Genomic DNA, 21509 nt, shown 5'->3' on the forward strand with positions numbered 1-21509 from the left:
AGAGATGGGAATCATCAAAGCAGTAAAACTTGCATTCGATTACTTGAAATATGATGAGGACGGCAACGTTCAGGAAACACAGAGAGCTGTGGATGGTGTGGATATTGATATCAAGGAAGGACAGTTTGTAGCGATCCTGGGACATAATGGTTCCGGTAAGTCTACCTTTGCCAAACACATCAATGCACTCCTTCTGCCGTCCGATGGAACAATCTGGATCGACGGGATCAATACTTCTGAGGAGCCGGAATTATGGAAGGTGCGTCAGAAGGCAGGAATGGTATTCCAGAATCCGGATAACCAGATCATCGGAACTGTTGTGGAGGAGGATGTCGGATTCGGGCCCGAAAACATGGGAGTTCCGACCGAGGATATCTGGAAGCGTGTCAACGAAAGTCTTGAGAAGACCGGCATGACAGCGTACAGACATCACTCTCCGAATAAACTTTCCGGAGGTCAGAAGCAGCGAGTTGCTATCGCAGGAGTCATGGCGATGCGTCCGAAATGCATTGTCCTGGATGAGCCGACAGCCATGCTGGACCCGAACGGCCGTAAGGAAGTACTCGCAGCTGTTCATCAGCTGAATAAGCAGGAAAATGTTACGGTAGTTCTGATCACGCATTACATGGAAGAAGTGATCGATGCAGACCATGTCATCGTTATGGATGGCGGTCATGTAGTTATGGAGGGAACTCCGCGGGAAATTTTTTCCCAGGTGGAAACTCTCAAGAAATACCGTCTTGATGTACCGCAGGTAACTCTGCTGGCGCATGAACTCAAACAGTCCGGAGTAGACATTCCGGATGGAATCCTTACTACGGAAGAGCTGGTAAATGCCTTATGTCAATAGAATTAAAAAACGTAACATACACATACAGCCCGGGAACTTCCTATCAGATCCACGCACTTAAGGATATCAATCTGGAAATCCCGGACGGACAGTTTATCGGTGTGATCGGACACACCGGAAGCGGAAAGTCTACACTGATCCAGCATTTTAATGCACTGATCCAGCCGACATCAGGAACCGTTTCCTACAATGGAGAGGATGTCTGGGCGGAGAAATACGACCGCAGGAAACTTCGCAGTGAAGTAGGACTGGTCTTTCAGTATCCGGAACATCAGTTGTTTGAGAGCGATGTGCTTTCAGATGTGTGTTTTGGACCGATGAACCAGGGAATGACCAGAGAACAGGCTGAGGAAGAAGCACGCAAGGCACTTCATCATGTAGGCTTCAAAGAAGAAAACTTTGACAAATCACCATTTGAACTTTCTGGTGGTCAGAAGAAGCGAGTGGCCATTGCAGGTGTACTTGCAATGAACCCGAAGATCCTGATTCTGGATGAGCCGACCGCAGGTCTTGATCCGAAGGGAAGAGATGAGATCCTTGATCAAATCGCAGAACTTCACAAAGTTCGTGGGATTACCATTGTGCTGGTTTCTCATAGCATGGAAGATGTAGCCAAATATGCGGAGCGTCTGATCGTGGTCAATCATGGACAGATCGCCTTTGATGACACACCAAAGAAGGTTTTTGCTCATTACAAAGAGATGGAACCGATGGGACTGGCTGCCCCGCAGATCACCTATATCATGCATGCCCTTAAGGAAAAAGGACTCAATGTCGACCCTTCTGATACAACGGTAGAAGAGGCGAAGCAGGATATCCTGAATGCTCTTCGGAAAATGAACTCCCCTTTACTGAAAGGAGGAGCTCAGAATGATTAGAGATATTACGATCGGTCAGTACTATCCGGCGAAATCTGTGATCCACAGAATGGACCCGAGAACCAAGTTATTTGGAACGCTGATCTTCATTATTTCCGTATTCCTGTTCCACAGCGTGGCAGGATATGCCGTTGCAACGTTATTCCTGGCAGGGATGATTACGATCTCTCAGGTTCCGGTGAAGTTTATCTTTAAGGGACTCAAAGCGATCTTCATGATCCTTCTGATCACGATGGTGTTCAATATCCTTCTGACACCGGGTGAAGTGCTCTGGAAGATCGGAATCTTCACCATCACCAAAGAAGGAATCTCCATGGCAGTCCGCATGGCAATCCGACTGATCTATCTGGTGATCGGATCTTCACTTATGACGCTGACAACAACACCAAATCAGCTCACTGATGGTCTGGAAAAAAGCCTGCGTCCGTTGAACAAGATCCACGTTCCGGTACATGAGATCGCAATGATGATGTCGATCGCGCTACGTTTTATCCCGATCCTTCTGGAAGAAACGGACAAGATCATGAAAGCGCAGATCGCCAGAGGCGCCGACTTCGAGAATGGAAACATGATCCAGAAGGTCAAAAACATGGTTCCACTTCTTGTCCCGCTGTTTATCTCAGCATTCCGCCGTGCCAATGATCTGGCAATGGCGATGGAAGCAAGATGTTACCATGGAGGCGATCATCGTACACAGATGAAGCCACTTCACTATGCAAAGAGGGACCACGTCGCATATCTGGTATTGTTCGTGTACCTTGCCGTTGCGATTGGATTCCGCGTGATGGGATGGTGATAAGATGAAGCGAATTGGACTTGTAGTTGCATATGATGGAACGAATTACAGTGGCTGGCAGATCCAGCCGAACGGAGTCACGATCCAGGGTGTTCTGAACGATACACTCACAGAACTTCTCGGAGAGAAGATCGAGATCATGGGCGCAAGCCGTACGGATGCCGGTGTGCATGCACTTGGAAATGTGGCAGTTTTTGACACCAACACACGTATTCCGGGCGAAAAGATCTCCTATGCGCTGAATCAGCGTCTTCCGGACGATATCAGGATTCAGCTGTCCGAGGAAGTGGATCCGGATTTTCACCCACGTTACTGCGACAGTGAGAAAACTTACGAATACCGCATCCTCAACAGGAAATTCCCGGTGCCGACAGAGAGGCTGTACTCTTATTTCTACCACTACAAACTGGATGTGGACAAGATGCGAGAGGCAACTTCCTATCTGATCGGACGGCATGATTTTGCCAGCTTCTGTGGAACAGGAGCGCAAGTCAAATCAACAGTCCGCACACTGACAGGGATTGATATCTGGAGAGACGGAGATATCGTCACGATCCAGGTCAGAGGAGAGGGATTCCTCTACAATATGGTGCGTATCATCGCAGGAACACTGATTCAGGTTGGAAACGGACAGTATCCACCGGAACGAGTCAAAAAGATCCTTGAGGCCTGCGACAGATCTGTATCCGGACCGACAGCCCCGGCACATGGACTGACGCTGATGGGGATTCAGTTTTTTGATTGAAAATAAAAGTTATGGATAGAAAAAAGACGGTTTTAAATATCCGTCTTTTTCTTTTGTATAATTTTATATTTACGTGGTTATAACCACATATTTGTGGCGGCAGGTATATTATCCTTGATTTGTGAAGAAAATGTATATATCGACTACAAGGAGGGTCATACCATGGAAAATAAAATGTTTTGTTTTCAGTGTCAGGAAACAGCAGGCTGCACAGGATGTACGAAATCCGGCGTCTGTGGAAAGAAACCGGAAGTTGCTGCAATGCAGGATCTTCTGATCTATGTGACAAAGGGGCTTTGCGCGATCACGACAGAACTTCGTAACGAAGGAAAAGAGATCGATGACATGATTAATCATCTCGTCGTGATGAATCTTTTTACAACAATTACAAATGTAAATTTTGACAGAGAAACTATCGTAGAACGTATCAGAGAAACTCTGGATATAAAGGAAAAGTTACTTACAGAAACGGCGAATAGAGAGCAGCTTCCACAGGCGGCCGTCTGGAATGGTACAGAGACAGAGTTTGACAAAAAAGCGGCTGAAGTTGGAATCCTTTCCACAGAAAATGAGGACATCCGAAGTTTGCGGGAACTTATCACTTATGGATTAAAAGGTCTTGCCGCCTATGAAAAGCATGCGTTTGCGCTGCTGCATAATGACGAGGAACTGGATGCATTTCTGCAGAGAGCACTTGCCGCAACGCTGGACGATTCACTTACAGCCGAAGACCTTACAGCCCTTACGCTGGAAACTGGCAAGTACGGCGTTCAGGTGATGGCTCTGCTCGATAAGGCAAATACAGAAACTTACGGAAATCCGGAGATCACCAAAGTAAATATCGGTGTCAGGAATAATCCGGGAATTCTGATCTCCGGACATGATCTCCGTGATCTGGAAATGCTTCTGGAGCAGACACAGGGAACGGGCGTGGATGTCTACACACATTCAGAAATGCTCCCTGCGCATTATTATCCTGCATTCAAAAAATATCCGAATTTTGTAGGAAATTACGGAAATGCATGGTGGAAACAGAAAGAAGAGTTTGAGAGTTTCCACGGCCCGATCGTGATGACAACAAACTGCATCGTTCCACCGAAGGACAGCTACAAAGACCGCGTTTATACAACCGGTGCAGTGAGATATCCGGGATGTAAACATATCCCAGGTGCAGAAGGCGAAGAAAAAGATTTTTCCGCGGTGATCGAACATGCGAAAAAATGTGCACCGCCGCAGGAGATTGAGAGCGGCGAGATCATCGGAGGTTTTGCACACGCACAGGTATTTGCACTGGCAGATCAGATCGTGGAAGCAGTCAAGTCCGGCGCGATCCGCAAATTTGTCGTGATGGCAGGTTGTGACGGACGTGCAAATACAAGAAATTACTACACAGATTTTGCAAAAGCCCTGCCGAAAGATACGGTGATCCTGACCGCAGGCTGTGCGAAATACAAGTATAACAAACTGAACCTTGGCGATATCAACGGAATCCCGAGAGTCCTTGATGCAGGACAGTGCAACGATTCCTATTCCCTGGCAGTCATTGCCCTGAAACTCAAGGAAATCTTTGAGCTGGAAGATATCAATGAACTTCCGATCGTATACAATATCGCCTGGTATGAGCAGAAAGCCGTGATCGTGCTCCTGGCACTTCTTTCCCTCGGAGTCAAAAATATCCACCTCGGACCAACCCTTCCGGCCTTCCTTTCCCCGAATGTTGCGAAGATCCTTGTGGATAATTTCGGAATCGCCGGAATCCGTTCTGTGGAGGAGGATATGAACGATTTGATCGGCTGATAAAATAAAAACAGATTGCAAATCCACTGCATATGTTAGATAATGTGTGCAGTGGATATTTTTGTCTGCTGATGGTATATAATATCGTAGATCAGGGATGGAATGAAGATGGAAACGGCAAAATACGACGAGAACCGGCTTTTGCATCTGCTTCTGGATATGGGAGAGATGCTACTGGCTTCGGGGGCGGAGATCAACCGTGTAGAAGATACATTGCAGAGGATCGGGCGTGCATATGGCGCTGCCAAAATGAACGTATTCGTGATCACATCGAGCATTGTGATCACAATGGAAAGAACAGACGGGGAACTGCTTACACACACCAGAAGAGTGAATTATACGGGCAGTACGGATTTTACTGCACTGGAACAGCTCAATGCACTCAGCAGGAACTGCTGTATCAACCCCATTCCGCTGGACCAGTTTCAGCGGCGGCTTCAGGAGATCGCAGAGCCGAGGGGACGATGGGATCTTTATATGGGAAGTATCCTGGCAGCAGGCAGTTTTGCTGTGTTTTTTGGCGGGACATTTGCAGATGGAGTTGTGGCGGCACTGGTGGCTGTCCTGATCTGCTTTATACAGCAAAAAGCGACGAAACTTTTTGCAAATACGATCATGTTTAACCTGTTCTGTTCTTTTGTTGTGGGAACGGTGATCTGCCTGACGGTCAAAGTCCTGCCGGTTTTGAACATGGACAAGATCATGATCGGGGATATCATGCTTCTGATCCCGGGAATTCCGGCGACAAACTCCATCAGAGACATGCTGATGGGAGATACGATCTCCGGACTGATGCGACTGATCGAGAGTATTCTGTGGGCGGGAGCCCTTGCCTGTGGATTTATGGCAGCGATTTGGATGGTGAGAGTATGAAAGATGTGATATTGCAGTTGGTTATGGCGTTTGTCGGTTCTCTGGGATTTGCCATGCTGTTCCGGCTGAGACAGTCATTGTGGGTATCGGCATCTCTGGGAGGTGTTGTCTGCTGGGGAGGTTATCTGCTGGTGATGTATTTCAGTAACGGTCAGATTTTTATTTCCGGTCTGGCGGCTTCTGCACTGGCAGCAGTCTATGCGGATTTTCTTGCAGCCAGAAAGAGAGCTCCGGTCCCGCTGTTTTTGATTCCGTCAGTTGTGCCGCTGATTCCGGGAAGTACGCTGTACTACACGATGAGTGCAGCAGTGCAGGGAAATACAGAAGAAGTGTCACACTATGGCAGTCTGACACTTCAGTATGCATTGTCCATCGCGGGTGGGATCTGTATCGTGTGGACGATCTTATCAATTTTCCGAAGATATTATGTTCTCAGAACAAACAGAATTAAATAATCAAATACATTTGTATGCAATGATCGTTACCGTTCCTTTGCCGGGGTAACGTTTCATTGCATATTTATTTGGATAAGCTTCGATCAGATCCGGCAGTTTGAGGAAACCGTAGGTGCGGGCATCGAAATCCGGCTTTGCACGCTTGATATACTGGCCTGCAGAGCTGACATTGACATAACGGTCGTCATCCTGGTACTTGTCCCAGGCGATGTGGAGCAGTTTGTGGATTTCCTTTAATTCTTTTGCTTTGCGGCGTTCTTCTGCACTTTCCTGGCTGCGTCTGCTGTTTCTCGTCTTTCTGGAAGAAACCGGGGCAGGCTGATGCTCCGGAGTATCTGGGTCTTTGCTCAGATTTTCGAGATAAACAAATTCATCGCAGGCATTTCGGAACGGCTCCGGTGTTTTCTTCTCTCCGACGCCCATGACATAGACTCCGGATTCGTGGAGTTTGATCGCAAGAGGCGTGTAATCACTGTCACTGGCAACGATGACAAATGCATCATAGATCCCGCTGTGCAGAAGATCGAGAGTGTCGATCACGAGAGCCATGTCGGTGGCGTTTTTGCCCGCAACGTAGTCAAATTGCTGTTCTGCCTTGATCGCGAGGCGTTTCAGTTCATTCTCCCAGTTCTTAAGGGAACCTTTGCGCCAGTTGCCGTACGCGCGCTTCACGACGATACGGCCGTTGGCAGAGATTTCCTGTATGACAGATTCCAGCTTGGACAGCTGGGTGTTGTCGGCATCTATGAGCATTGCTATATTTTTAAGATTTTTCATTCGATTTTTTCTCCTTGATAAAAAGCATCATTAATAAAACTATATCATTTTCAGAAAAAATTTTCCAGATTGATTACAAATTATTCTGGATTTTTGCATAGGAGTGTGCTATTATCGAGAGAATGCTGTTGATTCACGTGTAAAATTTTGGGAGGAATAGGAATGATCACGTTTTTGGCATCACTTTTTATTAAGGACAGGCGGAATTATGATTCACCGGCGGTCCGTCAGGCATATGGAGTTTTGAGCGGGGCAGTGGGAATCGGACTGAATATCCTGCTGTTTCTTGGAAAATGGATCGCAGGAACGCTCAGCGGATCGATCGCGATCACGGCGGATGCATTTAACAATCTGTCCGATGCGGGTTCATCGATCATCACATTGATCGGATTCCGGCTTTCCGGTCAGGCACCGGACCCGGAGCATCCGTTTGGACATGGAAGGATGGAGTATATTTCGGGGCTGCTGGTCTCTGTTGCGATCCTGGTTATGGGATTTGAGCTGATCAGGTCATCGTTCGGGAAACTGCGTGATCCGGAACTGATCGAGAGCAGTGCATTGGTCTTGGGAATCCTGCTTGCGTCAATCCTTGTGAAAGTCTATATGTTTTATTACAATCGTTCCCTGAGCAAAAAGCTTGACAGTGCAGCGATGAAAGCGACATCAGTGGACAGTTTGAGCGATACTGTTGCGACGACACTGGTTCTGATCGCAACCGTGATCAGTAAATATACAGGACTGATCCTGGATGGATGGTTTGGTATCCTGGTCGGGATCTTTATCGTTTATACAGGTGGTTCTACACTGAAAGAAACCATAGACCTTCTTATTGGACAGCCGCCGAAGAAGGAGTTTATTGATGAGATCCGGGAGATTGTTCTGGGACATTCACTGGTCTATGGGGTGCACGATCTGATCGTCCATGATTATGGTCCGGGACGAAGAATGATCTCGCTCCACGCGGAGGTTGCTGTGGATGGGGATATCCAGGACATCCACGAGCAGATCGACCATATCGAACATGAACTTCAGGAAAAGCTGAACTGTTCCGCAACGATCCACATGGACCCGATCGTGACAGACGATAAGGAAGTTCTGGAAATGAAGGCGAAGGTGGAGGCGATGGTACAGTCTCTGGATGAAGCCTTCAGCATGCACGACTTCCGTATGGTCAAGGGGACGACCAGAACCAACCTGATCTTCGATGTGGAAGTGCCGAGAAAAACTTCCCTGACCGACAATGAGATCATGAACCGTCTGAAAGAACAGGTACATGGCCTGCCGGGAAGTAAATATTTTGCGGTGATACAGATCGATCATGAGTATTATTAAGTACGGAAAGATAAATGTACAAAATCAAGTACAAAGAAAATACCTGCAAAAAGAAATTGACAGATACAAAAAAATTGTTATAATAAACGCATCGAGAGAAAATTTTGTGCACAAGCTGCATGTATAAAGGAAATAGCAGATGACTTCGAAGGCGAAAATACCTGCTGTTTCCTTTTTTATTTGGCTCGGTAAAAAGAGAAAGAGAGGAAAGAATATGGAAACAAAAGAAAAAAACGTGGCAACGCCATATGATCTTGATGGAAAGCCCCCGCTGAAACTGGCGATTCCACTTGGACTGCAGCATGTACTTGCAATGTTTGTCGGCAACCTGACTCCACTTCTGATCATTACAGGAGTGTGCGGCATTGAATCAGGAAGCAGTATTCAGGTGGCACTCCTTCAGAATGCCATGCTGGTTGCAGGAATCGTAACACTGATCCAGGTATACACGATCGGACCGATCGGCGGAAAACTACCAATCGTCATGGGAACGAGTTCCGGTTTCATCGGTGTCTGCAGAAGTGTTGCGATTACAATGGGAAGTGGGGTTGCAGGATATGGAGCAGTCCTGGCGGCATGTTTTATAGGAGGTCTGTTTGAAACAGTACTTGGTGGATTTCTGAAACCACTCCGCAAATTTTTCCCTGCAGTTGTTACCGGTACAGTGGTACTGTCTATTGGACTTTCACTGATCTCTGTTGGTATCGGATCTTTCGGAGGCGGAAGTTCAGCAGCAGATTATGGCTCTCTGGAAAATCTGTTTGTAGGTACTTTTGTTTTGGTCGTGATCATTGCACTGAAACATGGAACAAAAGGATTTACCAGTTTTTCCTCTATTCTGATCGGTATTATTGCCGGATATATCCTGGTATCGATCATGGCAATGATCCTTCCGACAACATTTACCTATGTGGATGAAACGGGTGCCACAGTAGAGGCAACAAAGGCCTGGGTAGTGAACTGGAGCAAGGTGGCAGACGCATCCTGGTTTGCAGTTCCGAAGATTATGCCGGTCAAATGGGTATTTGACGCGAAGGCAATCGTTCCGATCTGTATTATGTTTGTAGTTACAGCAGTAGAAACAGTAGGTGATATTTCCGGTATCACAGAGGGTGGCCTTGGAAGAGAGGCTACGGACAAAGAACTTTCCGGTGGTGTTATGTGTGACGGACTGGGATCTTCTTTCGCAGCTTTGTTAGGTGTCCTTCCGAACACATCTTTCAGCCAGAATGTAGGCCTGGTCGCAATGAACAAAGTCGTAAACCGTTACAGCATTGGAATCGGTGGAATCTTCCTGATCGCATGCGGACTGTTTCCGAAACTTGCAGCACTGATCTCTATCATGCCGCAGAGCGTTCTGGGAGGAGCTGCTGTCATGATGTTTTCCTCCATCGTAGTCAGCGGAATCCAGCTTATTACCAAATGGCCTATATCACCGAGAAATGTAACGATCGTTTCGGTTGCGCTTGGCGTTGGATACGGGCTCGGTTCCAACTCCGCAGTTCTTGCACAGCTTCCGGAGAGCATCAACCTGATCTTCGGCGGCTCCGGTATTGTTCCGGCAGCGTTATTCGCAATCATCCTGAATATCGTTCTTCCGAAGGATGAAAAAACAGAGGTGGAAATGGCAGAGGAGATTCTGGCAGATAAAAAAGCGAAAGAAAAGTAAGTAAAATAAGAGAATGATAACAGGCAGGGACGAGTGGAAAAAACTCATTCCTGCCTGTTGTATATGTAGGAATGATAGTATAAAAGTAGTTCTGATGCCTGCAGGGGCAGTCTTAGAAGCTTCGTGTCTGAAGCGATTTTTCCAGTAATTACAGTACCGTGAAATCAGAATACAGGGTTTACACGTGTCTTTAACGGGAACTGCGCTCTTTTGTTTTTGTATCTGTATGGAGTTGCCAGAGGTGACTATTTTTCTTGAAATTTCATATAAGCGAGGCCGGTAATATCGGCAAACACCCATCCGATCGGGATCGCCATCCAGATGCCGGTTTCTCCGATATATGCAGACAGGATATACGCCAGAGCTACACGTGTTCCGAGAGATATCACAGTCAGGATGACGGACATGCCCGGTTTCTTGACTGCACGATAGTAACCATACAGCAAAAACAGACAGCCGATTCCGCAGTAAAAAGCCCCCTCGATCCGGAGATAACGCACACCGGAAGCAATAACTGCAGTTTCCTTCGCACTGACAAAGATCCGCATCAGCGGTGCGGCAAAAATACATACCACCGCCGAGATCACAATACAGAAAAGAAAACTGATCAGGAATGATTCCCTTGTTCCCTTGCGGATTCGATCTTTTTTGCCTGCACCGTAATTCTGTGCGATAAAGGTAGAATATGCATTGCCGAAATCCTGTACCGGAAGATACGCAAACGTATCAATTTTGACAGCAGCAGCAAAAGCAGCCATAATGACCGGTCCGAAGCTATTTACCAGTCCCTGCACCATCAGGATACCAAAGTTCATGACAGACTGCTGGACGCAGGTCATAGAAGACAGATTTCCAATCTCACCAAGGATCTGGCGGTTGAATTGTAGATCCTCTCTGGAAGGAAGCAGATCACGGCATTTCAGCAGTACATAGAGCGTAATGCCGATGCCTGAAACATACTGTGCGATCACCGTTGCCAGTGCGGCACCACGGATACCCCATGGGAGTACAGCCACGAACAAAAGATCCAGTCCGATATTCAGGACAGCAGAGACCGCAAGAAATACCAGCGGAATCGTGGAATTCCCAAGTGCACGGAGCAGACAGGAAAAGTAATTGTACAGTGAAGTGGCAATGATACCCGCAAATATCACAAGCAGATAAGCTTTCATGCCATCCCATACCTCGTCAGGTACACGCAGGAAATGCAGGATCGGATCAATTCCTATGTACACCAGGACATTCAAAAGCACTGTGACAGCCATGATCAGTGCAAAAGCATGTACGATCGCATTGCGCAGAGAATCCTGATCGTTTTTTCCCTTATAAATAGAAAAAAGAGCCCCCGATCCCATACTGAGTCCCAGAAAGATAGAAGTCAGAAAAGTCATCAGAGTATAAGCAGATCCCACCGCCGCCAGCGCATTGCTTCCAAGCACACGCCCGACGATCAGCGTATCCGCAATATTATAGAACTGCTGCAGAAGATTGCCGGCCATCATAGGTAGCGCAAACAGCAGCAGTGAGCGGGAGATTTTCCCCTCGGTCAAGTCATGATACATTTTTAGTTACCTCATCCTAATAAATTTTTATATATTATAGCATGTTAAAAAACAGACTTCCATAGACGGAAGTTCGATATTAGTAATAAAAAAGTCAGAGAATTCATGCCCGTGTATACAACTTTAAAATATTAACAAAAATAAGAACTAAATAAAATAATATTTGGTTAATCTGTTTTGGCACTCAGTGCTATACTTCTAACCGTAAAAAGTAAACAGAACTTAACAAAACCTCCTTTCACAAAACAAAGTTGAAGGCTGCTAAGCATCAGATTTTTGGAGGAAAAGACAAATGAATACTTTAAAAGCTGAAAAAAGAAGCATGGACGTTAAGGCAAAAAGACTGAGAAGAGAAGGATACGTTACAGGTAATGTATTTGGTCGTGAGATCGAAGGTTCCATTCCAGTAAAAATGCTGAAGACCGAGGTTGACAAACTGTTAAAGACTGACCACAAAGGAAGCCAGGTTATGCTGGATGTAGAAGGTCAGACATACGACGCACTGATCAAAGAGGTTGACTTCAACCCACTGGCAGGCAGAGTAGATGAGATTGATTTCCAGGCACTGGTAAGCAATGAAAAAGTACATTCTGTTGCTGAGATCGTGATCGTAAACCACGATAAAGTAGCAGAGGGTGTTCTCCAGGAGAACATGGAAGAGGTGAACTACAGAGCTTATCCGTCAGCACTGGTTGACAAAGTAGAAGTAGATGTAGCTGGACTCAAAGTTGGCGATACCATCCGTGTCAAGGATCTGAGCCTTGCAAAAGATAAAGACATCGATATCAAAGATGATCCGGAAGCTGTTGTATTGACCGTTGTAACTGTCCACAACGGAGCTGTTCCGGAGACTGTAACACCTGAGGAAGAAACAGAAGAAGCGTAATGGGGACTGCCCAAACGCCCGCCAGTTTGGCAGCTGAAAACCCTGAGGGGGGGGCGATCTCATAGTTGCGAAGGTCGAATGTCCCCCTCAGACACCCCCTTTTTGGTCACGCTTGGCTCATCAAGACAGAACAGTGTTGACGCCAACTGTGTAGGGCTGTTTCGCTGGCGCGAAAGGCGCGGCAACTTGAGTTGGTAATAGCTGTACTTCCCGCGAGCACGCCGAAGGCGTGGCGTCGACGGGCTAGTAGTATGATAAAATAACAGGATATCTTCTCCATGCGAAAGAGAAGATATCCTGTTATTTTTATGTCACGAAATCTATAGCTTAAGAAAACTAAGACTCAAGGAGCACCAGCGCAAGCCTGAGCTCCATTCATACGAAAGCCTTCCGACCTGAAACACCAGGAGAATTTTTCAAAGGGCACTACACAAGACAAAATTTCCGTCAAACACCCAACCCAGGGGTTGTCAGGGGACTGGCCAAGTCCCTTGACGGTTTTCTTATATCCCAATATAAACAAAAGCCCCCAGGGCATTTGCCCTGCTAAAAAATGTCAATATAAATTGACGGGATTCTGGGAATTCCCCAGAATTTCCTCTATTCTATCCTGCATCTCCGCAACCGTATGCCTCCGCGCCCGCGCACACTCCTGCGCCTGACAATCGAATTCATCAGTCCCTCGCCCTGGTGTTCATGGCTGACCGCCATACACCGAAGCGTATTTCCAAAACAGCTTCCTGTTGCGATCAGATTCATTTCATCATCATACATCCCACAGGTATAATCAAGATTCCCATCCCTTCGGATTCCTTCCGACGTAAGTAGTTCGTCTACCAGACGGTTGCCGCGCTTATCTGATGCGGTGATTTGTGTTATAAAATAATCGGACATAAAACTCTCCATTCCGCCGCCTTCCACCGCGGCATAAATACTATATTAATCTTATAACAGCCGCCGAAAGATGTAAAGAAAAAAGCAATTCGTAAATGGAATGAGGATATAGTTGCTGTGAACAGTAACACCGATTACTTATACGGGATGTGTGTCGTTCTGAAAGTTATTGAATTACATAAGGAAGATGTGGTATCTTATATTCAGACAACACCGCAGAATCAGAAAAGTAGTGCAGACATATACGCTGGTGTATGTCTGCATTTCGCATTTGTATTGCATATAAAGGAAGTGCTGTGGCACATCCATTGATCAAAGGAGGAAACATCATGGAAATTACAGAAATGCTAGACGAACTAAAAAGCAAAGCCCGCCGCGACGAAAACCTTCGGGCAGAGCTTCTGGAAACACGTAAGGATGCACAGCCGCTCAGCGCATTCTGCCAGAAATGCCGTGAACTGGGCTACGAGATCTATGACATGGACCTCATCACCGCCGGAGAAGAATTTTATGCCACCATGCGCAGAAGCACCAATGGCGGCGGGGAAAATTCTCCGATGCTGGAAGGTGAGGATGATTTTTACGAGTTATTTTTCGCAGGATTGGAGTAAATTATGAACATATGCATCTATGGAGCCTCCAGCGCAGAACTGGAGCAGATCTATTATGAAAAAACAGAAGAACTTGGCAAAATGATGGCAAAGCGGGGGCATGGCCTTGTGTTTGGCGGCGGAGCGACCGGAATGATGGGAGCAGCAGCCAGAGGCGTTGATTCCGAAGACGGTTATATTCTCGGCATTGCTCCACGTTTCTTCGACAAGCCGGGAGTTCTCTATGAGAACTGCAGCGAATTTATTTTTACAGAAACCATGCGCGAGCGCAAGAAACTCCTTGAGGAACGTTCAGACGCAACGATCGTAACACCAGGCGGGATCGGAACTTATGAAGAGTTTTTTGAGATCCTGACACTCAAAAGTCTGCACAGGCTGGACCGTCCGATCGTCCTTTACAATATCAATGGCTATTACGATGGAATGAAGGCACTTCTTCAGCATACCGCAGACGAGAAATTTATGGATGCTTCCAATATGGAACTTTGTGCATTCATGGACGATCCGGAGCAGATCCTGGCATACATAGAAAACTATAAATAACTGCTCCATAGAAAGAAAACCATGTAAATAAAAAAATCACAGGAAGAACATCGTATGAACAAAAGAATTGTTTCCATGATCCGGAAATTGAGCAAAACAGAACAGGAAATAAGCCTCACAGAGCTGGCAGAGGAATTCCAGATCTCCTAGCGGACCGAGAGCGACCGGCGCGTTTTTCTCCTGAGTCTGGTCAATTATAACCCTGATGCCGCCAGAGAAGATGTGGTACAGAAGCAGATTGCCGTCGATGAAGAACGCAATGCCCTTCTTGGCAAAATCCTCTATGAACAGGAGCACGCACACGAATGTTTCCTGAGTGATTCATCTTTCCGCAAGATCCAGTTTTTAACGTATATTCCGTAAAGAAACAGAAAAAAGGATCTATGACCAGAGAAGGAGAAAAAGCTCATGACGAAACAGTATTTATTGGGGATTGATATAGGAACAAGTGCATGTAAAGTTGCGTTATTTGGAAAAGACGGCAAAGTAGAAGCGACAGTTTCAGAAGGTTATCCGGTGTACTACCCACACCCGGGCTGGGCAGAACAGAATCCGGATGAATGGTGGGAGGCTGTGTGCAAGGCTATCTGGACAGTGATCAGTTCCAGCGGTGTTTCACCGGATGATATCGCAGGAATCGGCATTGACGGACAGAGCTGGTCTGCTATTGCAATCGATGAAGAAGTTAAGAAATACGTCATGCAGAAGATCATGGTCGCAGGAAGCAACGGAAAAGCGAAGTGATAGTGTAAAATTATTATACTGTTTACGGGTAATATCCCGCGAGGTGTTTTGCCATATATATGGCAAAATCCCGAGACATACGGGGCAAAATGCTATCACCGAAGGTGATTTGGAATGCAGTTTGACCAAGTTGCTGTGAATAAAGTGAACAGCAACACAATCATCACTCTCATCGGTTTACAAAAGCAGCGGTTTGGTATAAACTGGTTGCATTGAAACTTTACCGAAGAGAGGGATTTTATTATGAAAAATCCATTACATTACCAGTTATCTGAATACGATTGCGGGCCGACATCCATGATGAATGCGATCGCCTATTTATTTGAACGGGAGGAAATCCCGCCGGAGGCGATCCGAAATACCATGCTCTACTGCCTGGACTGCCACAGCAAGGAAGGTATCCCGGGGAAAAGGGGAACATCCAGAGCCGCGATGATGTTCCTGAGCAACTGGCTAAATGAGTACGGAGAGCTTGGAATCATGTCCGTGAGCAGTGAATACCTGTCTGGACGAAGCGTGTACATAAATGAGGAGAGCCGCATCAATCATGCACTGAACCACGGCGGCGTGGCAGTTGTCCGTCTGTATCTGGACGAAGAGCACTATGTCCTGATGACCGGAGTGGAGAATGGAAATATCCTTCTTTTTGATCCGTATTACTGGGATGAACCCTATGAGCAGAAAGACATACTGATTGACAAAGATCATCCAAGAGCTTACAACCGTATTGTTCCATTCAAATACTTTAACCAGGAAAATAAAGAAATCTATTCCCTCGGTCCATTGGAAGAGCGGGAAGCAGTCCTCATCTATAACGAAAAGACCAGAACCGTACCGGAGGAAGTCATCGAGTACTTTATCTGATCGCAATATAAAAAGGATTTCAATTCCATGAAGATGCCAAGAGCATCAAAGCATGGAACTAAAATCCACAAAATAGTAGATAAAGTTTAAGTTAATTGTTAACAGGCATCGAGACAGATGAGAAATCTGTTCCTCGATGCCTGTTGCATATGCTATATTAAATGACTGGCATCGATTATACGTTAACCTCGATTTCCCGATGCACAATACAGCCATTTAATTGGATTATCAGCATCGATTCATACAAATAATGCTTTTTCGATGCCGAAATTTGCATTTTTACCGTGTCGCAACAGTCATCTGACGTACATTCGGGATGGAGATCAGGATCGGATAGAGGATGCAGGAAATAACAAGTCCGCCGATACCCTGGATGATGTTTGCCGGGATGCTGGCAGCAGCACCTGCACCGTAGATGAAGTATTCACATACGAAATATCCACCTGCAACAAGGATGATGTCTGCAACACCGCCGAGAACGACTGCAACGTAACGGCTCTTCTGAGTTTTGCCGATTTTCTGATACAGATGTCCGGCAACCAGTGCAACCAGTCCTTTGATCACGAAAGTGATCGGTACATAAACGAAATATCCGCCGATCAGGTCAGAAAGTGTAGAACCAATGCCGCCTGCAAAAAATCCCCATACAGGTCCAAGGATCACACCGGAAAGGATGACGATGGCATCACCCGGATGGATGTATCCGCCTGTTCCCGGAGTTGGGATACGGATGGACATGGTTGCCACACAGGAAAGTGCTGCAAATAAAGCAGCGAGGATTAATTTTTTCAGGTTGTTATTCATAGTAAAAGTGCCTCTTTTCTTTCAGTTCTTTACAGAACATTTTGTAAAACAGAATCTCTAATTTCATATTGTTTCTATCAATATCCGTGTTTCAGATGCTCTTTATTTCATGCTGTCGCAGAAAATTTCCTCCATGCTTGCTTTAAGCGGAACACCGAGTTTGGCAAGAGTTCCGTCCAATGCGGCAAAAACCTCACGGACATTGTAAAAATCAGCATTATTTCCCATATGTCCAATGCGGATGACTTTGCCTGCAAGTACATCAAAAGAACCTGCAAGCATGATATTGTAATCTTTTTTGATACCATCGAGAATGGCGGCTGCAGTAGTTCCTTCCGGTACTTCAAATACAGTCACTGTACTGGAAAATCCACTCTTAAGATAAAGGGAAAGTCCAGCTTCGGTGATCGCCTTGCGGGAAGCCTCAGCGATCTTTTCGTGTCGTGCGAGGATATCCGGGTCAGCGGCGATATTGTCGATCGCTGCGCGAAGTCCGTAGATATCACTGATCGGCATGGTGTACGGGAACCACTTTTCTTCATAATAATGTGCAAAAGTGGTCAGGTTTGCATAGAAAGACGCAATCGGTGTCTTGCGCTCTGTCATGGCTTTCTTTGCATCGTCACTGATGACTACGAAAGTAAGTCCTGGAGGTGCGGAGACGACCTTCTGGGAACCGCCGCACATGATGTCAATCTGCCAGTCGGAGATGCGCATCGGCTCACCGAAGGATGCAGATACGGAATCGACAACAGTCATGATGCCATATTTCTTGAGAAGCGGACAGATTGCGGAAACATCATTCAGCATACCACTTGGTGTGTCGCCGTGGACAACGGTTGCATATTTGTAATCGTGATGTTCTTTGAGGAAAGCTTCAAGTTCCTGCACATCGAGAGTTTCGCGGTAATCTCTGGAATAGAGTTCCGGACATCCGCCGTACATGGAAACGAAATCAGCAAATCCCCTGCCATAGATACCGTTATCCAGTACGAGGACACGGTCACCAGGTTCCGTCATGGAAGCACAGGCAGCCTCCAGACCGAGGATTCCCTCTCCGCCGAGGATAAGAGTTTCGTTGTCGGTGTGGAGAAGGCGGCTGATCTCTTCACAGGTTTCTTTGTAAAATTCTACAAAGCTCTCATCGAGATCAGGGTTTGTACATTCTCTGCTGCGGGCGAGACGCACGTTTTCGGCAACCTGCGTCGGACCCGGTGTCATAATTTTATACATAAGATCAAGTCCTTTTTCTTTTTATTATTTTTTTAAACCTGTTCTTTTAGCGGCAACATTCAGTGGTGCAATCACGATAAGTGTGATGACTGCTGCAACACCGATCTGTACCAGGTTTCCAGGAATAGAAGTAACAGGTGAGAACGGGTTTCCGTAAATAACAACTTCTGCGATGTAGTATCCAACAACTTTGATCACACAGGCTGCTGCGATTGCAATCACATACCATTTGAAGTTCTGGTGTTTTTCGTCTTCAGTAAGTTTTCCTACAGTGAATCCCATCAGAGCAACGATTACGAAAGTAAATGGGGCCCATAAAGTCCATCCGGAAAGCAGGTCAAACAGTCCCATTCCAACACCGCCAGCGATCGCACCGGTCTTCTTGCCAAAGATGATCGCGCCGATGAACAGCGGAACGTTGCCGAGATGGATGAGTCCTCCGTTTGCTGCGATCGGAAGACGAACGTTGATGAATGCTGTAAAGATGTAAGTAAGTGCTACAAAGATTGCTGTTACAGTAAGAAACTGAACGGAAGAAGTAAACTCCCTGTCGTTTGCTGCTGTCTGTACATTTGTGTTTGCCATGATAATTGTTCCTTTCCCGGAAGGTAAGAGTACTTGAAGTGTTACTGTATAGTTTTTCTCAGTAACGGAAACTTACTTAACCTTCCTTTTTCCTATGTTTTTTAATTGGGTATACTTTACAACAGAACTGTACATGAATAAAGAGGCAATTTAAAGAAAAAATAAGGGGACAGTTTGTGGACCTGCTCTATACTTGCTCTTCTACGGGGCACTTTTGACCTGAAAATTTGGTGGCATAATTTGACGTTGATTATTTTGAGGTCATTGGGGGACACTGCTGGTCAGTAGATTTATAGTTGTGATGAGCAGGACGACATGGTATGATAATCTAAAATCAGAAATATGAAATAATGTATAAATAAGAATAGACATACGGGAGGAAAAACGTGAAAAAAATACTGTCCCCGATGGAAAAAATGCGATTCCCGGAAAGTGAGGAACTTCCGGAGGGAGTGAAAGAAATAGAAGTAAAGGACACCTTCGGATACTGCACAGAACTTTATCCGGATGTAGAATATGCAGAGCACAGCGGAAAGAAACTTCACCTTCAGATCATGACACCGCTGGTCTACGGACAGGATCTGAAGTGGCCGCTGATCGTATATGTGCAGGGATCTTCCTGGCATAAGCAGAAATTGTTTCAGAGCCTTCCGACACTGGTGCGGATGTGTGAAAGAGGATATGCCGTGGCGATCGTGGAGCACAGAGAAAGTGAGCTTGCACCGTTTCCGGCTCAGGTAATAGACACCAAAGCAGCCATTCGTTTCCTGCGGATGAATGGAGCTCATTATGGGATTGATGCGAGTAAGGTGGCACTCTGGGGTGATTCCAGCGGAGCGCATACTGCCCTGATGGCAGGAATTACCGGAGATGCAGAATATCTTCCGGAAAAATATCCGCAGACAACAACCGAAGTAGATTGTATCATAGACTGGTTCGGACCGACCGATCTTGTGGCAGCGTCACAGTATCCGTCTGCGATCGATCATGATTCCGCAGACAGTCCGTCAGGAGTATTGATCGGTGGAAAAGCACTTCACGATCATCCAGAGGATGCTTACCCGGCAAATCCCGTGGTACATCTGCGCCGCAATCGTAAGACACCGCCAATCCTTATTATGCATGGCGGCAGCGACCCGCTGGTTCCGTTTAATCAGTCCTGCATTTTATATGAGGCATTGAAACGAATGGATAAGGAAGTGGAATTTGTCAAATTTAAGAATGCCGGACATGGATGGGGCGGCTTTATGAGTGAGACAGCACTTGATATAGTAGAAAAGTTTATAACTGTAGACAGGTAATATTCCCTGAGGTGTTTGTCATGAAGATGACAAAATCCCGGGACATACGGGGCAAAACGCTGCCATCGAAGGTGAGTTGGAATGCATTTTGTCCAAGTTGCTGTGAACGGAGTGAACAGTAACAAAATTTATAAAAGAAAAAATGTAATCTTCAATAAAAATACAAAGACAGGGAGAACGATATGGGACAGGAAACACAGACACCACACAAACGAAGAGTACGATACAAAGGAAAATATCCACGCAAATTCGAGGAGAAGTATAAAGAACTGAATCCAGAGAAATACAAAGACACGATCGAGCATGTCATCAGCAAAGGAAACACACCTGCGGGAATGCACATTTCGATCATGGTAAACGAAATCCTTGATTTCCTCAAGATCCAGCCAGGTGAGACCGGATTTGATGCGACACTTGGATATGGCGGTCATACAAAAGCAATGATGGAGTGCCTGCATGGAGAAGGACATATGTACGCGACGGACGTAGATCCGGAAGAATCAGCAAAAACCCGCAAACGTCTTGCTGACCAGGGCTTCGGTGAGGATATCCTGACAGTGAAGCTTCAGAATTTCTGCACGATTGATGAGATTGCAAAGGAAGCAGGAGGGTTTGACTTCATTCTTGCTGACCTTGGTGTATCTTCCATGCAGATCGACAACCCGAAGCGCGGCTTTTCCTTCCGTGCAGACGGACCGTTGGATCTTCGACTGAATCAGGAAAAAGGAATCAGCGCAGCCGAGCGGCTGGACAAGATCAGCCGTGACGAGCTTGCTGGAATGCTGTATGAGAATTCCGACGAGCCGTACTGCGAAGAAATCGCAAAAGCCATCACCGATGAGATCCGCAAGGGAAAACGTGTGGATACTACGACGAAATTACGCGAGATCATAGAGAAGACTTTGGATTTCCTTCCGGAAAAAGAAAAGAAAGATACCATCCGGAAGACCTGCCAGCGAGTTTTTCAGGCATTGCGGATCGATGTGAATCGTGAATTTGAAGTTCTCTACGAATTCATGGAAAAACTTCCAGATGCCCTCAAACCAGGCGGACGCGTGGCAATCCTGACTTTCCACTCCGGCGAGGACAAACTGGTCAAGAAAGCCCTCAAAGCCGGATACAAAGCAGGAATCTATTCCGACTACGCCAAAGATGTCATCCGTCCATCCGCCCAGGAATGCGCCCAGAATGGCCGCGCCCGCTCCACAAAGATGCGCTGGGCAATAAAAGCAGAATAAAGAAGACAGAGGAATGGTCTGCCAGATAGAAAGTTGTGATCAGACTATCCCCAAAATGATTTCAAAATGACC

Annotated in this window: 22 protein-coding genes and 1 pseudogene; 17 read left to right on the forward strand and 6 right to left on the reverse strand. The window is 46.3% G+C overall.

Annotated features, from left to right (window positions below; translation table 11 throughout):
• Positions 1 to 4: 4 nt before the first annotated feature.
• From DXC01_RS00865 to DXC01_RS00895, 7 genes are all read left to right on the forward strand, one after another.
• Positions 5 to 850, forward strand: coding sequence for an energy-coupling factor transporter ATPase (locus DXC01_RS00865; RefSeq protein WP_022214222.1), 846 nt, complete (start codon positions 5 to 7; stop codon positions 848 to 850).
• Entirely contained in the window at positions 841 to 1728 is an 888-nt protein-coding gene (locus tag DXC01_RS00870) for an energy-coupling factor transporter ATPase (protein WP_022214221.1), read from the forward strand. The genes DXC01_RS00865 and DXC01_RS00870 overlap by 10 nt, the downstream gene beginning before the upstream one ends.
• Positions 1721 to 2524 (forward strand): energy-coupling factor transporter transmembrane component T family protein, encoded by an 804-nt coding sequence (locus tag DXC01_RS00875; RefSeq protein ID WP_022214220.1) that lies wholly within the window; start codon positions 1721 to 1723, stop codon positions 2522 to 2524. Before DXC01_RS00870 ends, DXC01_RS00875 begins: the two co-directional genes overlap by 8 nt.
• A gap of 4 nt (positions 2525 to 2528) precedes the next feature.
• On the forward strand, positions 2529 to 3269 hold the full coding sequence (truA, locus tag DXC01_RS00880) for a tRNA pseudouridine(38-40) synthase TruA (RefSeq protein ID WP_118698013.1): 741 nt from the start codon (positions 2529 to 2531) through the stop codon (positions 3267 to 3269).
• Between the two features lie 162 nt (positions 3270 to 3431).
• On the forward strand, positions 3432 to 5066 hold the full coding sequence (gene hcp, locus DXC01_RS00885) for a hydroxylamine reductase (RefSeq protein ID WP_118698014.1): 1635 nt from the start codon (positions 3432 to 3434) through the stop codon (positions 5064 to 5066).
• A 108-nt stretch (positions 5067 to 5174) separates the two neighbouring features.
• Positions 5175 to 5939 (forward strand): threonine/serine exporter family protein, encoded by a 765-nt coding sequence (locus tag DXC01_RS00890; RefSeq protein WP_118698167.1) that lies wholly within the window; start codon positions 5175 to 5177, stop codon positions 5937 to 5939.
• Positions 5936 to 6394, forward strand: a complete 459-nt coding sequence (locus tag DXC01_RS00895) for a threonine/serine exporter family protein (protein WP_118698015.1) — start codon at positions 5936 to 5938, stop codon at positions 6392 to 6394. Before DXC01_RS00890 ends, DXC01_RS00895 begins: the two co-directional genes overlap by 4 nt.
• Here the strand turns inward: DXC01_RS00895 and DXC01_RS00900 are convergent, their stop codons facing one another.
• Positions 6395 to 7171, reverse strand: a complete 777-nt coding sequence (locus tag DXC01_RS00900; protein WP_022214208.1) for an NYN domain-containing protein — start codon at positions 7169 to 7171, stop codon at positions 6395 to 6397. It abuts the gene before it with no gap.
• Between the two features lie 162 nt (positions 7172 to 7333).
• Here DXC01_RS00900 and DXC01_RS00905 point away from each other — a divergent pair, with 162 nt between their 5' ends.
• Entirely contained in the window at positions 7334 to 8503 is a 1170-nt protein-coding gene (locus DXC01_RS00905; RefSeq protein ID WP_118698016.1) for a cation diffusion facilitator family transporter, read from the forward strand.
• 214 nt (positions 8504 to 8717) lie between these two features.
• The gene (locus DXC01_RS00910) at positions 8718 to 10172 is read left to right on the forward strand and encodes a uracil-xanthine permease family protein (protein ID WP_022214206.1); all 1455 of its coding nucleotides are present in this window, start codon (positions 8718 to 8720) and stop codon (positions 10170 to 10172) included.
• Positions 10173 to 10417: 245 nt separating this feature from the next.
• On the opposite strand, the gene DXC01_RS00915 is transcribed toward DXC01_RS00910, so the two are convergent.
• Positions 10418 to 11734 (reverse strand): MATE family efflux transporter, encoded by a 1317-nt coding sequence (locus tag DXC01_RS00915; RefSeq protein ID WP_118698017.1) that lies wholly within the window; start codon positions 11732 to 11734, stop codon positions 10418 to 10420.
• A gap of 292 nt (positions 11735 to 12026) precedes the next feature.
• On the opposite strand from DXC01_RS00915, the gene DXC01_RS00920 reads away from it, so the two are divergent.
• Positions 12027 to 12620 (forward strand): 50S ribosomal protein L25, encoded by a 594-nt coding sequence (locus tag DXC01_RS00920; RefSeq protein ID WP_118698018.1) that lies wholly within the window; start codon positions 12027 to 12029, stop codon positions 12618 to 12620.
• 660 nt (positions 12621 to 13280) lie between these two features.
• On the opposite strand, the pseudogene DXC01_RS00935 reads toward DXC01_RS00920, so the two are convergent.
• Positions 13281 to 13514: pseudogene (locus tag DXC01_RS00935) on the reverse strand ([citrate (pro-3S)-lyase] ligase); the annotation flags it as partial.
• Between the two features lie 329 nt (positions 13515 to 13843).
• Between DXC01_RS00935 and DXC01_RS00945 the strand changes: the two are divergent.
• The 5 genes from DXC01_RS00945 to DXC01_RS00960 all read left to right on the forward strand — a co-directional run bounded on the left by DXC01_RS00945 (position 13844) and on the right by DXC01_RS00960 (position 16276).
• Positions 13844 to 14125 (forward strand): hypothetical protein, encoded by a 282-nt coding sequence (locus DXC01_RS00945; RefSeq protein ID WP_022213337.1) that lies wholly within the window; start codon positions 13844 to 13846, stop codon positions 14123 to 14125.
• Positions 14126 to 14128: 3 nt separating this feature from the next.
• Complete coding sequence (locus DXC01_RS00950; RefSeq protein WP_022213338.1) at positions 14129 to 14668, forward strand: TIGR00730 family Rossman fold protein; 540 nt, start codon at positions 14129 to 14131, stop codon at positions 14666 to 14668.
• A 222-nt stretch (positions 14669 to 14890) separates the two neighbouring features.
• Entirely contained in the window at positions 14891 to 15031 is a 141-nt protein-coding gene (locus tag DXC01_RS20070; RefSeq protein WP_158583602.1) for a hypothetical protein, read from the forward strand.
• Positions 15032 to 15076: 45 nt separating this feature from the next.
• A complete protein-coding gene (locus DXC01_RS00955) occupies positions 15077 to 15412 on the forward strand; it encodes an FGGY-family carbohydrate kinase (RefSeq protein ID WP_118698021.1) in 336 nt (111 codons plus the stop codon).
• Positions 15413 to 15655: 243 nt separating this feature from the next.
• Positions 15656 to 16276 carry a peptidase C39 gene (locus DXC01_RS00960; RefSeq protein ID WP_118698022.1) on the forward strand — a complete coding sequence of 207 codons (621 nt, stop codon included), beginning with the start codon at positions 15656 to 15658 and terminating at the stop codon, positions 16274 to 16276.
• Between the two features lie 279 nt (positions 16277 to 16555).
• Here DXC01_RS00960 and DXC01_RS00965 read toward each other — a convergent pair whose 3' ends face one another.
• The 3 genes from DXC01_RS00965 to DXC01_RS00975 all read right to left on the reverse strand — a co-directional run bounded on the left by DXC01_RS00965 (position 16556) and on the right by DXC01_RS00975 (position 18898).
• The gene (locus DXC01_RS00965; RefSeq protein ID WP_118698023.1) at positions 16556 to 17080 is read right to left on the reverse strand and encodes an ECF transporter S component; all 525 of its coding nucleotides are present in this window, start codon (positions 17078 to 17080) and stop codon (positions 16556 to 16558) included.
• Between the two features lie 102 nt (positions 17081 to 17182).
• Positions 17183 to 18313 carry a pyridoxal-phosphate-dependent aminotransferase family protein gene (locus DXC01_RS00970; RefSeq protein ID WP_118698024.1) on the reverse strand — a complete coding sequence of 377 codons (1131 nt, stop codon included), beginning with the start codon at positions 18311 to 18313 and terminating at the stop codon, positions 17183 to 17185.
• A gap of 24 nt (positions 18314 to 18337) precedes the next feature.
• Positions 18338 to 18898, reverse strand: coding sequence for an ECF transporter S component (locus DXC01_RS00975; protein ID WP_022213344.1), 561 nt, complete (start codon positions 18896 to 18898; stop codon positions 18338 to 18340).
• A 386-nt stretch (positions 18899 to 19284) separates the two neighbouring features.
• Here DXC01_RS00975 and DXC01_RS00980 point away from each other — a divergent pair, with 386 nt between their 5' ends.
• Both DXC01_RS00980 and rsmH read left to right on the forward strand, forming a co-directional pair.
• Positions 19285 to 20199 (forward strand): alpha/beta hydrolase, encoded by a 915-nt coding sequence (locus DXC01_RS00980; RefSeq protein ID WP_022213345.1) that lies wholly within the window; start codon positions 19285 to 19287, stop codon positions 20197 to 20199.
• A 182-nt stretch (positions 20200 to 20381) separates the two neighbouring features.
• Positions 20382 to 21437 carry a 16S rRNA (cytosine(1402)-N(4))-methyltransferase RsmH gene (rsmH, locus tag DXC01_RS00985; protein WP_022213346.1) on the forward strand — a complete coding sequence of 352 codons (1056 nt, stop codon included), beginning with the start codon at positions 20382 to 20384 and terminating at the stop codon, positions 21435 to 21437.
• Positions 21438 to 21509 lie beyond the last annotated feature (72 nt).

The sequence above is a fragment of the Blautia sp. OM07-19 genome (assembly GCF_003481595.1).
Classification (GTDB): Bacteria; Bacillota; Clostridia; order Lachnospirales; family Lachnospiraceae; genus Blautia_A; species Blautia_A intestinihominis.

Coding starts and splice junctions, on each gene's coding strand:
- DXC01_RS00865 (WP_022214222.1), top strand. CDS start 5: ATGGGAATCATCAAAGCAGTAAAACTTGCATTCGATTACTTGAAATAT.
- DXC01_RS00870 (WP_022214221.1), top strand. CDS start 841: ATGTCAATAGAATTAAAAAACGTAACATACACATACAGCCCGGGAACT.
- DXC01_RS00875 (WP_022214220.1), top strand. CDS start 1,721: ATGATTAGAGATATTACGATCGGTCAGTACTATCCGGCGAAATCTGTG.
- truA (WP_118698013.1), top strand. CDS start 2,529: ATGAAGCGAATTGGACTTGTAGTTGCATATGATGGAACGAATTACAGT.
- hcp (WP_118698014.1), top strand. CDS start 3,432: ATGGAAAATAAAATGTTTTGTTTTCAGTGTCAGGAAACAGCAGGCTGC.
- DXC01_RS00890 (WP_118698167.1), top strand. CDS start 5,175: ATGGAAACGGCAAAATACGACGAGAACCGGCTTTTGCATCTGCTTCTG.
- DXC01_RS00895 (WP_118698015.1), top strand. CDS start 5,936: ATGAAAGATGTGATATTGCAGTTGGTTATGGCGTTTGTCGGTTCTCTG.
- DXC01_RS00900 (WP_022214208.1), bottom strand. CDS start 7,171: ATGAAAAATCTTAAAAATATAGCAATGCTCATAGATGCCGACAACACC.
- DXC01_RS00905 (WP_118698016.1), top strand. CDS start 7,334: ATGATCACGTTTTTGGCATCACTTTTTATTAAGGACAGGCGGAATTAT.
- DXC01_RS00910 (WP_022214206.1), top strand. CDS start 8,718: ATGGAAACAAAAGAAAAAAACGTGGCAACGCCATATGATCTTGATGGA.
- DXC01_RS00915 (WP_118698017.1), bottom strand. CDS start 11,734: ATGTATCATGACTTGACCGAGGGGAAAATCTCCCGCTCACTGCTGCTG.
- DXC01_RS00920 (WP_118698018.1), top strand. CDS start 12,027: ATGAATACTTTAAAAGCTGAAAAAAGAAGCATGGACGTTAAGGCAAAA.
- DXC01_RS00945 (WP_022213337.1), top strand. CDS start 13,844: ATGGAAATTACAGAAATGCTAGACGAACTAAAAAGCAAAGCCCGCCGC.
- DXC01_RS00950 (WP_022213338.1), top strand. CDS start 14,129: ATGAACATATGCATCTATGGAGCCTCCAGCGCAGAACTGGAGCAGATC.
- DXC01_RS00955 (WP_118698021.1), top strand. CDS start 15,077: ATGACGAAACAGTATTTATTGGGGATTGATATAGGAACAAGTGCATGT.
- DXC01_RS00960 (WP_118698022.1), top strand. CDS start 15,656: ATGAAAAATCCATTACATTACCAGTTATCTGAATACGATTGCGGGCCG.
- DXC01_RS00965 (WP_118698023.1), bottom strand. CDS start 17,080: ATGAATAACAACCTGAAAAAATTAATCCTCGCTGCTTTATTTGCAGCA.
- DXC01_RS00970 (WP_118698024.1), bottom strand. CDS start 18,313: ATGTATAAAATTATGACACCGGGTCCGACGCAGGTTGCCGAAAACGTG.
- DXC01_RS00975 (WP_022213344.1), bottom strand. CDS start 18,898: ATGGCAAACACAAATGTACAGACAGCAGCAAACGACAGGGAGTTTACT.
- rsmH (WP_022213346.1), top strand. CDS start 20,382: ATGGGACAGGAAACACAGACACCACACAAACGAAGAGTACGATACAAA.